The sequence below is a fragment of the Nocardia nova NBRC 15556 genome (assembly GCF_001613005.1).
GTDB classification, from domain to species: Bacteria; Actinomycetota; Actinomycetes; order Mycobacteriales; family Mycobacteriaceae; genus Nocardia; species Nocardia nova.
This window is the reverse complement of sequence record NZ_BDBN01000071.1, coordinates 1-15,044: the sequence shown is the minus strand read 5'-3', so window position 1 is coordinate 15,044 and position 15,044 is coordinate 1. Positions and strand designations below refer to the sequence as shown.

Here is a 15,044-nt window from a genome sequence, read left to right as displayed (position 1 = left end):
AATCGGCCTCAGCATATTTCGCACGTCCTGCACGAACTCCGCCGATACCTGCGCGCGCGACCGGATGCGCGCGGGCGACAGGCGCGCCCGGTGTCGTCTTGCATTTCTACTGCATGACAACGACAACTCGGGTGGTCTGCTTCCCGTGTCCCCGGCCGTGCGAGCAACGCCACGGCGACGGGCCGCGGTGGGCTAGCGTGACGGTATGGCAGACGACGCCGCCGTGGTGTGGACCGACCGCTTCCTGGACTACACCTGGACCCCGGAGCACCCGATGAAACCGGCCCGGCTCCGATTCACGATGGCACTCGCGCGCAGTCTCGGATTGCTCGACGGCATCGAAACCCTCGCGCCCGGTCCCGCCGGCGACGGTGAGCTGCTGCGCATCCACACCGCCGCCTATCTCGACGCGGTGCGTCACGCCGTTCCCGCACCGCCGGGCACCACACCGCCGGCCGTGCCCCCGCACGGGCTGGGGTCGATGGACAATCCCGTCTTCCCTCATATGCACGAGGCGGCCTCGGTGATCGTCGGCGGAACCCTTGCCGCCGCCCGGGAAATCGCGGCCGGCCGCACCCGGCGGGCGGTGAGCATCGGGGGTGGTATGCATCACGCGATGCCCGACGCGGCATCGGGGTTCTGCGTCTACAACGATGTGGCGGTGGCCATTTCGTGGCTGCTGGACAACGGATTCGACCGCATCGCCTACGTCGACGTCGACGTGCACCACGGCGACGGCGTGCAGCGCGCCTTCTACGACGACCCTCGCGTGCTGACAATTTCGCTGCATCAGCATCCGGCGACGCTGTGGCCCAACACGGGCTGGCCCGAGGAGATCGGCGCGGGCCCGGCCGAAGGCACCGCGATCAACCTCGCCGTCCTGCCCGGCACCCGGGATGCGCAGTGGCTGCGCGGATTTCACGCCGTGGTGCCCGGAGCGCTGGCCGCGTTCCGGCCGCAGCTGGTGGTCAGTCAGTGCGGAGTCGACAGCCATCGCGAAGACCCCCTCGCCGACCTCGAACTCACCGTCGACGGCCAGCGCGCGGCGTTTCGCGCCATGCGTGAACTCGCGGACCGTTATGCCGAAGGGCGCTGGCTGGCCGTGGGCGGCGGCGGTTACGGGGTCGTCCGGGTGGTGCCGCGAGCGTGGACCCATCTGCTGGCGATAGCGCTGGATCGCGAGATCGATCCGGAGACCGTCATCCCCGAGGAGTGGCGTGAGCTGGTGCGCGCCTATGCCCCGACCGTGCCGGCGCCGGTCACGATGGGCGACGGTGGCGACACCGCGTTCACCCCGTGGGAGGGGCCGGGCGGTGTGCTCGACACCGGCGACGCCCGTATCGACCGCGTGCAGCGCGCGATCGACACCTCGGTGCTCGCCACCCGCCGCGCGACCTACGGATTGCTGGGCCTGGACCCGGAGGACCCCCGTGACTGAATCATCCGCCACCACACCGGACGCCGAGAACACTCCCGCCGATCCGCCGCCGCCTCCGCAGCATTGGTTCGCCGACGTGCTCGCCGCCGACGGCGGTGTGGTCCGGCTGCGCCCGATCACCCCCGCCGATGCGGAGCCGATGCAGGCCTTCCACGCGGCGTTGTCCGATCGCACCCGCTATCTGCGTTATTTCGGTCCCTATCCGCGGATGACACCGAAGGATCTGTACCGCACCACCCACGTGGACTACCACAATCGGGTGGGGCTGGTCGTCGAGCTGGGGTCGGTGATCATCGCGGTCGGCCGCTACGAACTGCTCACCGATCGCGAAGGCCCTCGCGCGGCGGAGGTGGCGTTCGTCGTCGCCGACGAGCATCAGGGCCGCGGGCTGGGGTCGATTCTGCTCGAGCATCTGGCCGGTGCGGCCGCCGAGAACGACATCGAGACCTTCGTCGCCGAGGTGCTCGCAGAGAACCACACCATGGTCACGGTTTTCCGGGAGGCCGGATACCAGGTGCAGCGCAGTCGCGACGGGTCGGTGTTGCACCTCGAATTCGCCATCGACCCTACCGAAGCGCTGCTGTCGGTGCGGGATTCGCGGGAGCGGGCATCGGAGGCGCGCAGTGTCGGCAATCTGCTGGCCCCGCGGTCGATCGCGGTCATCGGCGCCACCCCGGCGGCGAGCCGGGTCGGCGGGGCGGTGCTGGCGAATCTGCTGTCCGGCGTGTTCCAGGGCCCGGTGTACCCGGTGAATCCGAACCGGAACTCCGTCCGCGGTGTGCGCGCCTACCCGACCGTGCACGACATCCCCGACGAACTGGATCTGGCGGTGGTCGCCGTACCGGCCGAGGAGATCAAATCCGTCCTCGACGACTGTATGGCCAAGGGGGTCAAAGGCCTGGTCGTGCTGACCGCCGGATTCTCCGAAACCGGGCCGGCCGGCTATCACGCCGAACGCGATCTGGTCGATGCCGCGCGCGGCCACGGCATGCGAGTGGTGGGCCCGAGTGCGCTCGGTATCGCCAACACCGATCCGGCGGTCTCGCTGAACGCGACGCTGGCGCCGGTCCTGCCGGGTCGCGGCCGAGTCGGATTCTTCTGCCAGTCCGGGCCGCTGGGTGCGGCCATCCTGGGTGAGGCGGCCGCGCGCAAGCTCGGCCTGTCGACCTTCGTCTCGGCGGGCAATCGCGCCGATGTATCCGGCAACGACCTGCTGCAGTACTGGGACACCGATCCCGACACCGACGTCGTACTGCTGTATCTGGAGACGTTCGGCAATCCGCGCAAGTTCTCCCGCATCGCGCGCCGGGTGGCCCGCACCAAGCCGGTGGTGGCGGTGAGTAGCGGCCGCAACGCCGCCAACGTGCCGGTCAGCGGTCTGGAACGGTCGGTGGAACGCGATCTGTTCGCTCAGGCCGGAATCGTGCAGGTCGATACGATCGCCGAACTGTTCGACTGCGCCATGCTGCTGGCGTATCAGCCGCTGCCCGGCGGTCCGCGGCTCGCGGTGATCGGCAACAGCGCGGCTCTGGGCTGGTTGGCGGTGGATGCGGCGCGCGGGGAGGGACTGGAGGTGGGGGAGCCGACCGATCTGGGGCCGCAGGCAGAACCCGCCGACTACCTGACTGCCGTCGCGAGTGCGATGGATTCCGCCGAGGTCGACGCCGTCATCGTCATCTTCGCGCCGCCGGTACCGGCGGCGGTCACCGCCTTCGCCGAGGCGATCCGGGCCGGCGCGCAGGATGCGGTCAAACCCGTGCTCACCACGTTCGTCGCCGATCACGGAATGCCGAACCTGCTCACCGTGCGCGGTGCCGGCGGCATCGTCGACCGCGGTTCCATTCCGTCCTACCCGGATCCGGAACGCGCGGCGCGGGCGCTGGCCCGGGTGCGGCGGTACGCGGCGTGGCGGACGCGTCCGGCCTCCCTGGTGGTACGGCCGGACGGTCTCGAGGTCGTGCGGGCGCGAGAGCTGGTGGAGCAGTGGATGTCTCGCAGTCCCGACGGGGAGTGGCTCGGTGACCTGGAGGCCGCGGAACTGCTCGCCTGCTACGGCATTCGCGTGGTGGAATTCCGGGAAGCCCACGATCCCGAGGCCGCGGTCGCGGCGGCCGCGGAATTGGGATATCCCGTCGCCGCCAAGGCCACCGGCGAAATGTGGCGCAGCCGGCCCGATTTCACCGGTGTCCGCCTCGATCTGTGGCGCGACACCGCGGTCCGGCGTGCTTATACCGATCTGGCGGAGCTGACCGGCAACGCGGTCGTCCACATTCAGAAGATGGCGACCAAGGGGGTGGGGTGCGTGCTGCGGGTCCAGGACGATCCCTCGTTCGGATCCGTCATCGGATTCGGCCTCTCGGGAACCATCATCGACCTGCTCGGCGACCGCGCCTATCGGGCGCTGCCGCTGACCGAGGCCGAGGCGGTGGAACTGATCGACGCGCCGCGCGCCGCCCCGCTGCTCGACGGGCAGGCCGGATCGGGTCGCACGATCGGCGAACCGGTGGACAAGAAGGCGTTGGCCGCACTGGCACAACGCATTTCGGCGCTGTGCGACGATCTGCCGGAGGTGCGGGAATTGTCGGTGGAACCGGTGCTGGCCTCACCGGAGGGCGCCGCGATCCTGTACGCGCGGGTGCGGATCGGGCCGGAGCCGAGCCGCTTCGACAACGGGCCGCGCCGCCTGGTGTGAGCCGTCGCGTGCCCGGTCCGCCATACCGCCGTGACCAGCGCCACCGCGGCCGGTCGGGCGCCATGGTCGATACTGGCCGTATGCGCGAAGATCAGATCGAGAGCGCTACGGCGCCCCTGCGGGACGATATTCGGTTTCTCGGCGCGATCCTGGGCGAGACCATTCACGACCACGAAGGCCCCGAGGTGTTCGACCTCGTCGAACGGGTGCGGGTCGAGGCCTTCAGGGTGCGGCGGTCGGAAGTGGAACGGAGCGCGGTCGCGGAGATGCTGCGCGATACCGAGTTGCGGGTGGCGATCCCGCTGATCCGGGCGTTCAGCCATTTCCTGCTGCTGGCGAATCTCGCCGAGGACCTGCAGCGCGACCGCCGCCGCGCGGTCCACGTCGCCGCCGGTGAGCCACCGCAGGAATCCAGCCTGGCCGCGACCTATCGGGCTCTCGACCACGCCCGCGTCGACGGCGCGGTCGCCGCGGAGGTGCTCGACGACGCGCTGGTCTCGCCGGTGATCACCGCTCATCCCACCGAAACGCGGCGCCGTACCGTCTTCGACGTCCAGGCCCGCATCACCGAACTGATGCGGCGGCGGGCGCGCTATCGCGAGGACGAACCCGAATACGCGGCGATCGACCACGACATCCGCCGCCAGATCCTCACCCTGTGGCGCACCGCGCTGATCCGCCTCGCGCGGTTGCGGATCTCCGACGAGATCGAGGTCGGATTGCGCTACTACGACCTCACCCTGCTCGAGGTGATTCCGCGCATCAACGCCGGGGTGCGCGAGGCGCTGCGGGCGCGGTGGCCCGGATACGATCTGCTCGCCCGGCCGATCCTGCGGCCCGGTTCCTGGATCGGCGGCGACCGCGACGGCAACCCGAACGTGACGGGCGAGGTGGTGGAACGCGCCACCCGCCGGGCCGCCACGGTGATCTTCGGCCACTATCTGAAAGAGCTTGTCGCGCTGGAGAAGTCGCTGTCGCAGTCGATTCGGCTGGTCGCGATCACCCCGGAGCTGGCCCGGCTGGCCGATGCCGCGGGCGACGATTCACCGCAGCGCGCCGACGAACCGTATCGTCGCGCGATCCGCGGCATCCGGCTTCGGGTGGCCGCGACCGCGCAGCGCGCCCTCGGCTCGGCGGCCGAATTCCCCTCGGTACTCGAACTGCCGGGTGAGCAGCTCGCCCGCGTCGCTCCGTACGAGGGCCCGGCGCAGCTGCTGGACGAGCTGAACACCATCGACGCCTCCATGCGCGAATCCGGTGACGGCCTGCTGGCCGACGACCGCTTGGCCGCACTGCGCGGAGCGGTGGAGACGTTCGGATTCCACCTGCAGGGCTTGGACATGCGCCAGAACTCGGAGGTGCACGAGCAGGTCGTGGCCGAACTGCTGGCGTGGTCGGGAGTGCACCCGGATTACGGCAGCCTCTCCGAACCGGAGCGTGTCGAGCTGCTGGCACAGGAATTGAGTACGCGCCGCCCGCTGCTGGGCCCGCACGCCCGGCTCAGCGAACTCGCCACCAAGGAATTGGGTGTGGTTCGTGCGGCCCGGGCCGCGATCGACGCGCTGGGGCCCGATACCGTGCCCAACTACATCATCAGTATGTGCACCTCGGTCAGCGACATGCTCGAGGCGGCGCTGCTGTTGAAAGAGGCGGGAATTCTCGACCCCGGCGACGAACAGACTCCACCCCACTCCCCGGTCGGGGTGGTTCCGCTGTTCGAGACGATCGACGATCTGCGCGGTGGTGCGGCGACTTTGGCCGCGGCACTGGAGGTTCCGGCGTACCGCCGGCTGGTCGCCGCCCGCGCGATGGCGCAGGAGGTGATGCTCGGCTATTCCGACTCCAACAAGGACGGTGGATATCTGGCGGCGAACTGGGCGTTGTACCGCGCCGAACTGGATCTGGTGGAAACCGCGCGCAAGACCGGAATTCGGTTGCGGCTGTTCCACGGCCGGGGCGGGACTGTCGGCCGCGGCGGCGGCCGCAGCTACGACGCGATCCTCGCCCAGCCGGTGGGCGCGGTGCGTGGTTCGCTGCGCCTGACCGAACAGGGTGAGGTGATCTCCACCAAATACGCCGAATCCGGTTCGGCCCACCGCAATCTGGAATCGCTGGTCGCCGGAACGCTGGAATCGTCACTGCTGGATGTCGAGGGGTTGGGGTCCGGCGCCGAGGCGGCCTACGAAGTCTTCGAGGAGCTCGCGGACGCGGCGCGCGAGGTCTACGCGCGGCTGGTGCACCGGACGCCCGGCTTCGTCGACTACTTCCGGGCTTCCACGCCGATCGCGGAGGTCGCCGACCTCAATCTCGGCAGCCGGCCGGCCTCGCGCAAGCCCACCAATTCGGTGTCGGACCTGCGGGCCATTCCCTGGGTGATGGCGTGGAGCCAGTCGCGGGTGATGCTGCCGGGCTGGTACGGCACCGGCAGCGCGATCCAGGAGTGGGCCGGTACGGATTCCGGGCGCTGGGATACCCTGCGCGATCTGTATCGGCGGTGGCCGTTCTTCCGCACCGTGATGTCCAATCTGGCGCAGGTGATGGCCAAGGCGGATATGGATATCGCCGCCAGCTACGCGGAACTGGTCGAGGATGCGACGTTGCGCGCCACCATCTTCGGCATGATCCGCGACGAGTTCGACCGCACCGTGCAGGTGCACGCGGCGATCACCGGCAGCGATCAGTTGCTCTCGGACAATCCCGCGCTGGCCGAATCCATTCGTAATCGCTTCCCGTATCTGGAACCGCTGAACCAGATGCAGGTGGATCTGCTGCGGCGCAGGCGCGCCGGGGACGAATCGGAATTGGTCGAGCGCGGCATCCTGCTCACCATGAACGGCCTGGCCACCGCCCTGCGCAATTCGGGATAACCGGCCGATTCGCCCGCGGCCGCAAGGGGATTCGCACACAGAGTCAGGGCGGATCGATACAGCACGCCGGCCGACGGATGTGCCCCGGAGGGGGAAAGGGCACACCGGCGTCGGCCGGCGCAGCGGAGGTGACCACGCTATCCGGTCACCGGGATGGTGCTGGGCCGGATTCCGGGCGGCCCAGCGTCTGTGTGACCTAGCTGGCGTAGGCGCGCAGGCGGTCCGCCCGCTCACCCTTGCGGAGCTTGGCCATGACTTCGCGCTCGATCTGGCGCACGCGCTCACGCGAGAGACCGAACAGTTTGCCGATCTGGTCGAGAGTGCGCGGCTGGCCGTCGTCGAGGCCGAAGCGCAGCCGGATGACCTGCTGTTCGCGCTCGTCCAGGGTGGCCAGCACACTGCGCACGTCGCGGTGCATGAGCCCGGCGATGACGGCGCTCTCCGCGGAGGTCGCCTCCGAATCCTCGATGAAGTCGCCCAGCGGGGCTTCCTCGTCGTTGCCGACCGGCATGTCCAGGCTCACCGGGTCGCGGCTGTGGTCGAGCAGATCGGCGATCTTCTCCACCGGAATACCCGACTCGGCCGACAGTTCCTCGTCACTGGCCTCGCGGCCGAGCTGCTGATGCAGTTCCCGCTTGATCCGGGCGAGCTTGTTGACCTGTTCCACCAGATGCACGGGGAGGCGGATGGTGCGGCTCTGATCGGCCATACCGCGGGTGATGGCCTGACGGATCCACCAGGTGGCGTAGGTGGAGAACTTGAATCCCTTGGCGTAGTCGAACTTCTCCATCGCGCGGATCAGTCCCAGGTTGCCTTCCTGGATCAGGTCCAGCAGCGGCATGCCGCGGCCGGTGTAGCGCTTGGCCAGCGATACGACCAGGCGGAGGTTGGCCTCCAGCAGATGCTGGCGGGCGGCCTGGCCGTCGCGGACCAGGATCGCCAGATCCCGCTTGCGGGTCGCCGAGAGCCGCTTGCCGGTCTCCAACAGGTGTTGGGCATAGAGGCCCGCCTCGATGCGCTTGGCCAATTCGACCTCGTCGGCGGCCGTGAGCAGCGCGGTCTTACCGATCCCGTTCAGGTACACGCGTACCAGGTCGGCTGCGGGGCTCTGGGCGTCGAGGTCCGAATCGATGGCGCGCACTCCAGTGGTGGCGGGGCTTGTCATGACTTGCCTCCTGTCGGTGGTGTCTCACTCCGAACAACGGACCCGGCACTGGGAAAGTTCCCCGCCTTGGCGCCGATAAACCGTGCTGAGCTGCGGCTTTCACATCCTCCGTCTGAGAAGTTCTTAAGAAGGGAACTCCGGGAACAGGGGGGAGGACGCGGGCGCGCGCCCGGCGTCGGTTGCGGTCGCGTCGAGTTCTTCCGGTGTGATCAGTCCGTGCCGGACCAGTCCGGTGACCGCCGACAACGCGTCGGCTCGGAATTGCGGTGTTGCGGTGTCGCCGGTGTGGCCGATCGCGAGCAATTCGACCAGTTCTTCCAACGGCAGTCCGCCGGGCCGCATTCCCGCGAGCAGCGCCGCCAGAGTGTCGTCGATCTCGTGCTGCCAGCGCGGACCGTCACCCCGATGCAGCCGGACCACGCGCTCCTGCCAGCCCTCGGCGCCCGGCAGCAGGACGCGTTCGAGCGCCGTCGCGGCGTCGACGGTGAATCGCGCACGCCAGGCGACATCGTTGTCCGCCAGGACCGTGCGCAGCCACGCCGAGCGGCGGAAGTAGGCCGGTGCCTCCGCGCCGAGCGGGTCGTCGAAACCATGGGTGAGATCCTCGGCGAGCACTTCGGTCGGCCCGTCGATCGCGCGCAGATAGACGAAGCCGAAACCGATACCCTCCACCTTCGCCGCATCGAAGGCGGCCAGCCACTGTTCGGCCCGCTGCTGGGCCTCGGGATCGCGCGGATCGAGGCCGGCATCGCGCAGCCACGTGCCGACATACAGCGCCGGATCGGCCACATCGCGCTGCACGATCCAGGCGTCGACCCCGTGGTCGGGCAGCCAGCTCGCCACCCGGGTCCGCCAGTCGGCACCGCCGGCGTGCACCCAGGAGGCGAGCATCGCCGCGGTGCCGCCCGGATTCAGCATCCCGGGCGCCTGGGAGACGACCAGTTCGCTGGCGCCGTCCAGGGCCAGCCCCGAATCGCGGTAGGTGTGCTCGATCCGGGCCGGCCCGACCACGAACGGAGGATTGGCCACCACCTGATCGAAGCGGCGCCCGGCCACCGGCTCGAACCACGAGCCTTCGGCGAATTCGATCTCCAGGTCGTTGAGCGCGGCGGTCGCCTCGGCCAGCCACAGCGCCCGGCTGCTGACATCGGTGCCGGTCACCGTCTTCGCATAGCCCGCGGCGTGCACCGCCTGCACACCGCAGCCGGTGCCGAGATCCAGGACCGATCCGACGGGTTCGGTCGGTGTGGCGCGTAGCAGCGACAGCGACGCCTGTCCCACGCCCAGGACGTGGTCGGCGCTGAGTGTGCGGCGCCGCATCGAGTCGTCGAGATCCGACAGCACCCAGCGGGTGCCCGATCCCAGGTCAAGTGGGCGCAGGTCCAGGGCGGCGCGGATCGAGTCACCGTCGCGCTCGAGCAGACCGGCGGCGACGGCTCGGCCGAGGTCGAGCGGCGCGAAGGCCGCGGCCACCTCCCGTTCGGGCAGGGCGTCACCGAGCAGCAGCAGCCGGATCAGCGTGCCGAGTTCACCGGCCTCGCGCGCGGCCCGGCGCACCGGTACCGGTTCGGAGCGCCCCAGAGCGGTGTGGGCGTCGGCGCCGATGGCCTCGAGCACGGTGTCGGCGTCGTAGCGGACCCGGGTCAGCGCGGTGCGCAGCGCGGGTGCGAGGGCGGTGAGCAGGGAGGCGGTGGTCCGGTCGGCAGGCACACGAGAACTCTGCCACCTGGTACGGGGTGCCGTACTCGCCGGGTCCGGGCAGGTCGCCCGCGTCGTTCAGCCGTCGATGGACCGATGCTGTCCCGATTCGAGCGCTTTCGCCGCCCGGCGCTCGTCCCAGCGGCTGGGCTCGTCCTTGCTGCGCGGCGGCCGGTCGTTCGCGATGAGGACGGCGATCCAGGGCAGCGGGATGGAGACGCCGATGATGGCCAGGGAGATCAGCGCGTTGCTCCACAGGCCGTAGGCCGCCGCCGCCAGCACCAGGCAGGGAATGCGGAAGCCCATCAGGATCATGTAGCGCTTGACGCGGGCGCGGTGCTGCTGCTCCAGGGAGGGCGCGGCCTCGGTGATCAACACCGGATGCTTGTCCTCCCCGGGGAAATATCCGGTCGAGGCGCGGGTGGGCCGGGGGATCGAACCGGGAGGCCGGCGCTCGAACGTCGCGCCCGATGGCCGCGGATCGTCCGCCGGCACCGAAACCTCCGGGCCCTCGGCGGCGTTCGCGGAGCCGCTGGGCTCGGCCGCGCGTGCGTCCTCGCGCTCCGAACCGACCCGTCCGGGGCCCGACGTCCGGGACTCGGGCGGTAGGTCGGAGGAGTCGCCGTCACGCTGCATACGTCGAGTCTTCCACTCCGCATGATCGAATGCACACGCGCCTTCGGCCGCGCGAGCACCGCCGGGCCGCGGGGTATTCGATGAGGTTGGCGACACCCGCTCACCACCCTCGCGTGGCGATGGCAGAATCGATGGGGTGAGCACCGACACCCTGGTTCGTCCGGATACGACCACCGACGAGACGACCGACAGCGATACTCCGAAATTCTTCCACTACGTGAAGAAGGACAAGATCGCCGAAAGTGCCGTCATGGGTACCCATGTGGTGGCGCTGTGCGGCGAAGTGTTCCCGGTGACGCGCTCGGCCAAGCCCGGCTCGCCGGTCTGCCCGGACTGCAAGCGCATCTACGAAATGATGAAGAAGGACTGAGCCGCAGCACCGACCGAGCGGCCGCTTGCGGCTGTCTCCTCCGTCTGCGCCCACGCCCGTCCCGCTTGTGTGATCATTGTTCTCTCTGACGAGAACAATGTTTTCCGCGAGGTGGGCACTACATGAAAATCGCGACGTCCCGGTGGTTGCGCACCGTCTCCTGCCTCGTGGCGGCACTCGTGACTGCTGCCGCCTTCTCGACCGCGACCACCGCCCACGCCGGCGAACCTGCGAACGTCGCGGCGCGGCCGTCGCCGGGATGTTCGGCGCCGCATCCCACCGGCACGTCGAACGAGAGTTTCGCGGCGGCCGGGAAATCCGGGACCTACCTTCTCGACGTCCCCGCCGCCACCACACCGCTGCCGCTGGTCGTCGATCTGCACGGCTATCTGGAACCGGCCGCACTCGAGTACGCCGGCACCGGCCTGGGTTCCTTCGGCATGGCGAACGGGTTCGCGACGGTCACGCCGCAGCTGGACGAATCCGGTGTGCCGCGATGGGATTTCGGTGAGCACAGCGCCGATATCGCCTACCTGTCCGAATTGCTGACCCACGTCGAGGCCACCCGGTGCGTGGACGAACGCCGCGTCTATGTGACCGGGCTGTCGATGGGGGCCTTCACCACCTCGTCGCTGGCATGTCAGCTCGCGGATCGCATCGCCGCGGTGGCGCCGGTGGCCGGACTGCAGGACTTCGCGTGGTGCGATCCGGTTCGGGCCGTCCCGGTGGTCGCCTTCCACGGCACCGAGGATCCGATCGTCGCCTATACAGGCGGTGTCGGGCCCAATGCGAAATATCTGCCCTCGGCCGACGGAACCGGGTCGGCTCAGCGCGGCGATACGCGGCCGAGCGGTGTCGATGGACCCGGACCGGCGAGCATCCCCGATCAGGCGGCGGCGTGGGCGCGGCGCGAAGGATGCGGAACGCAACCGGACCGGCAGCAGGTCACCCCCGACGTCGTGCGCTACACCTATCCGTGCCCGGAGCAGACGGCCGTGCAGTTGTACGCGGTACTAGGCGGCGGGCACACGTGGCCGGGCACCGCGTCGGTGATCTCGCCGGAACCGCTGGTCGGCCGTACTACGACGGCGATCAGCGCGAACCGGATCATCTGGGACTTCTTCCGCGACCACCCGTTGCCCGGCGCCGGGAAGTAGGCGACGCGTCGAACGGCACCCAGCGAGCGGGCCGGCTGCCGGCATCCGTCGACGGCTCGATCATCTCCGGTGCGGTTAGCCGGCGGGGCGGATCCGGCCGCGATCGAGGGCGGTCGGTGGGCGGGTGTCGGCGCGGTGGGCGGAACCACCGGCGGGGTCGTCGGACTGCCCGGTCGTCGGCGGGCCCTCCGAATGCTGCGCGTGTTGCGGCTTCGCGGTTCCCGGGTCATCGGGCTGCGTCCACGGCAGATCGGCGGGTGGCTCGGCGTCGCCGCGCACGGTCTCGTTCTCGTCGTGGTGTCCGTCGTGCCGGTGCTTGCGCCGGGCCCACCACTGTTTGAACTGTTCGAACCGGGTCGCGCGGGCCGGCCAGAACTCCTGGACGGTGGCGTTGAATTCCGCGCCCAGGATCACCGCGAAGGCCAGGAAGAACGTGAAGAGCAGGAAGGCGATCGGCGTCGCGAGGGCCCCGTAACTGACGCCGGCGCGCGCCGCGTAGGTCAGGTAGCGGCGCAGGATGTCGCTGGCCGCCATGAAGAAGATGCCGGCCACCAGCGCTCCCCCGAAGAGCCGGTGCCACGGCAGCGACCGGTGCAGGGCCAGCTTGTACAACGTCGTCAGGCCGACGATGAGCAGCAGTCCGGCCGCCGGATAGTAGAAGGTGTCGATCAGTCGTAATCCGGGTTCGCGCCAGTCCGGCGGCAGCGTGCGGCCGATCAGGGTCGGGCCCAACGCCACCAGCGGCAGCACGAACACGGCCGCCACCAGGAACAGCAGATACAACCCGAGCGCGAAGATGCGCTGCCAGACCGGATGGCGGGCATCGGCCTGCCCGTGTGCGGCGACGATGGAATCGACGAAGGTCGCCATGGCCGAGGACCCCGCCCACAGCGACAGCACGAATCCCACCGAGACCACCGCCCCGCGGCCACGCTGCAGTACGTCGCGCACGGTCGGCGCGATCATCTCGTCGACGACGTTGGCGCTGAACAGATTGCGGCTGAAGCTGACGATCTTGCCCTCGACGATGTGGACGGTGTCGGGGCCGAACAGGCCGCCGACGTAACCGATACAACCCAGCAGTCCGAGCAGCAGCGGCGCCAGCGACAGGGTCTGCCAGAACGCGGCGGCGGCCGATTTGGCGAAGATCGAATCGCTCCACGCCTTGTCGGCGACCCGTGCGATCACCTGCCAGATGCGCCGGAGCACGGCCATGACTCGGCCGCGCAGCCGCTGCCAGGAGCGCGCCGCGCCGGAGGTCGAGGCCGGTCGGTCGGAACACATCGTGAGTACAGCATTGCCCACCGGTGGCCCGACGGCAGCAACAGGAGGTGAACGTGTCGTAAGTGTTCTGCCGCACAGGCCCGCGGTGATCTGCGAGGTGAGCCGGGCCGCCGCCGGATTCGTGGCGGATGAGGTGGTGTCGAATTGGCTAGGTGTCGGTGCCGGTCGCTACTGTCTGTCGAGTGACTTCGGGTGGTGGCGGTTCGTTACGAGCATGGCAGCGCAGGGCACTCACCAGATATCTGACGACCAAACCACGTGACTTCCTGGCCGTGGCCACGCCCGGGGCGGGTAAGACCACGTTCGCGCTGCGGCTGGCGACCGAACTGCTCACCGACCGCACCGTCGACCAGGTCACCGTGGTCGCGCCGACCGAACATCTCAAGCACCAGTGGTCGGCGGCGGCGGCGCGGATCGGCATCCAGCTGGATTCGAACTTCTCCAACAGCACCGGAGGCACCTCCGGCGATTTCCACGGCGTCGTGGTCACCTACGCCCAGGTCGCCTCGCATCCGTTCAAGCATCGGGTGCGGACCGAGAATCGCCGGACGCTGGTGATTCTCGACGAGATCCACCATGCGGGTGACGCCAAGAGCTGGGGTGATGCGGTAGCCGAGGCGTTCGGCGACGCCACCCGCCGCCTGGCGCTGACCGGTACCCCCTTCCGCAGTGACGATTCGCAGATTCCGTTCGTCAACTACGAACCGGACGAATCCGGATTTCCGCGGTCGAGTGCCGACTACACCTACGGCTATTCCGAGGCCCTGGCCGACGGCGTCGTGCGGCCGGTGGTCTTTCTCGCCTATTCCGGTGAGGCGCAATGGCGCGACAGCGCGGGGGAGGAGTACTCCGCCCGGCTGGGCGAGCCGCTGAGCGCCGAACAGACCGCGCGCGCCTGGCGCACGGCCCTCGATCCGGCCGGCGACTGGATGTCGAAGGTGCTGACCGCCGCCGACACCCGGCTGCGGCAGCTGCGCGCCACCGGCATGCCCGACGCGGGCGGCCTGGTGATCGCGACCGATCAGGAGAAGGCCCGCGATTACGCCGAACTGCTGGAACATATTTCGGGCAGCAAACCGGCGGTGGTCCTTTCCGACGACCCCACCTCCTCCCAGCGCATCGGGGAGTTCAGCAACACCACCGACCCGTGGATGGTCGCGGTGCGCATGGTGTCCGAAGGTGTGGACGTGCCGCGCCTGGCCGTCGGCGTCTACGCCACCAGCGCCTCGACTCCGCTGTATTTCGCCCAGGCGATCGGCCGTTTCGTGCGTGCGCGCCGGACCGGGGAGACTGCGAGCGTCTTCCTGCCGTCGGTGCCGGTGCTGCTCGATCTGGCCGCCCAGCTCGAGGTGCAGCGCGACCACGTCATCGGCAAACCGCATCGGGAGAAGGACGCCCTCGACGACGAACTGCTGATCGACGCCAACAAGCAGAAGGACGAACCGGGCGAGGAGGAACGCGCCTTCGTCGCGCTGGCGGCCGATGCCGAACTGGATCAGGTGATCTACGACGGCGACTCGTTCGGCACCGCGACGTTCTCCGGTAGCGACGAGGAGGCCGACTACCTCGGCATTCCGGGCCTGCTGGACGCCGATCAGATGCGCGCGCTGCTGCGCGACCGCCAGACCCGCCAGATCCGCGAACGCAGCGCCGCTGTCTCGGTGGCCGAGGCGCCCGATGCCGGCCCGTCCGCGGCGGCCGCGGCCGAACGCGTCGCGACCGCCGATCGGCTGGGGG

10 protein-coding genes are annotated in these 15,044 nt (G+C 69.4%); 6 read left to right on the top strand and 4 right to left on the bottom strand.

Annotated elements, in window-relative coordinates:
- Positions 1–205: 205 nt before the first annotated feature.
- From NN2_RS25645 to ppc, 3 genes are all read left to right on the top strand, one after another.
- The gene (locus tag NN2_RS25645; RefSeq protein ID WP_063016617.1) at positions 206–1,438 is read left to right on the top strand and encodes an acetoin utilization protein AcuC; all 1,233 of its coding nucleotides are present in this window, start codon (positions 206–208) and stop codon (positions 1,436–1,438) included.
- Positions 1,431–4,130, top strand: a complete 2,700-nt coding sequence (locus NN2_RS25640) for a bifunctional acetate--CoA ligase family protein/GNAT family N-acetyltransferase (RefSeq protein WP_063016615.1) — start codon at positions 1,431–1,433, stop codon at positions 4,128–4,130. Before NN2_RS25645 ends, NN2_RS25640 begins: the two co-directional genes overlap by 8 nt.
- 80 nt (positions 4,131–4,210) lie before the next feature.
- Entirely contained in the window at positions 4,211–6,997 is a 2,787-nt protein-coding gene (ppc, locus tag NN2_RS25635) for a phosphoenolpyruvate carboxylase (RefSeq protein WP_063016613.1), read from the top strand.
- A 196-nt stretch (positions 6,998–7,193) separates the two neighbouring features.
- Here the strand turns inward: ppc and NN2_RS25630 are convergent, their stop codons facing one another.
- The 3 genes from NN2_RS25630 to NN2_RS38730 form a co-directional block, all read right to left on the bottom strand.
- Entirely contained in the window at positions 7,194–8,162 is a 969-nt protein-coding gene (locus NN2_RS25630; protein WP_030517242.1) for a sigma-70 family RNA polymerase sigma factor, read from the bottom strand.
- A gap of 123 nt (positions 8,163–8,285) precedes the next feature.
- Complete coding sequence (locus NN2_RS25625) at positions 8,286–9,872, bottom strand: DUF7782 domain-containing protein (protein ID WP_082857255.1); 1,587 nt, start codon at positions 9,870–9,872, stop codon at positions 8,286–8,288.
- A 66-nt stretch (positions 9,873–9,938) separates the two neighbouring features.
- Positions 9,939–10,295, bottom strand: a complete 357-nt coding sequence (locus NN2_RS38730) for a DUF3099 domain-containing protein (RefSeq protein ID WP_051756799.1) — start codon at positions 10,293–10,295, stop codon at positions 9,939–9,941.
- Between the two features lie 337 nt (positions 10,296–10,632).
- Here NN2_RS38730 and NN2_RS25615 point away from each other — a divergent pair, with 337 nt between their 5' ends.
- The gene (locus tag NN2_RS25615) at positions 10,633–10,866 is read left to right on the top strand and encodes a DUF3039 domain-containing protein (RefSeq protein WP_030517239.1); all 234 of its coding nucleotides are present in this window, start codon (positions 10,633–10,635) and stop codon (positions 10,864–10,866) included.
- Between the two features lie 122 nt (positions 10,867–10,988).
- Positions 10,989–12,023, top strand: coding sequence for a CE1 family esterase (locus tag NN2_RS25610; RefSeq protein WP_063016611.1), 1,035 nt, complete (start codon positions 10,989–10,991; stop codon positions 12,021–12,023).
- Positions 12,024–12,098: 75 nt separating this feature from the next.
- On the opposite strand, the gene NN2_RS25605 is transcribed toward NN2_RS25610, so the two are convergent.
- Positions 12,099–13,238 (bottom strand): YihY/virulence factor BrkB family protein, encoded by a 1,140-nt coding sequence (locus NN2_RS25605; protein ID WP_082857259.1) that lies wholly within the window; start codon positions 13,236–13,238, stop codon positions 12,099–12,101.
- Between the two features lie 251 nt (positions 13,239–13,489).
- Here NN2_RS25605 and NN2_RS25600 point away from each other — a divergent pair.
- On the top strand, positions 13,490–15,044 hold a 1,555-nt coding region (locus NN2_RS25600), incomplete at its 3' end, for a DEAD/DEAH box helicase (protein WP_245658851.1).

What these genes read in the sequence shown, in the direction of transcription:
- NN2_RS25645 (WP_063016617.1), top strand. Translation starts at nt 206, where the DNA reads ATGGCAGACGACGCCGCCGTGGTGTGGACCGACCGCTTCCTGGACTAC.
- ppc (WP_063016613.1), top strand. Translation starts at nt 4,211, where the DNA reads ATGCGCGAAGATCAGATCGAGAGCGCTACGGCGCCCCTGCGGGACGAT.
- NN2_RS25630 (WP_030517242.1), bottom strand. Translation starts at nt 8,162, where the DNA reads ATGACAAGCCCCGCCACCACTGGAGTGCGCGCCATCGATTCGGACCTC.
- NN2_RS25610 (WP_063016611.1), top strand. Translation starts at nt 10,989, where the DNA reads ATGAAAATCGCGACGTCCCGGTGGTTGCGCACCGTCTCCTGCCTCGTG.
- NN2_RS25605 (WP_082857259.1), bottom strand. Translation starts at nt 13,238, where the DNA reads ATGGCCGTGCTCCGGCGCATCTGGCAGGTGATCGCACGGGTCGCCGAC.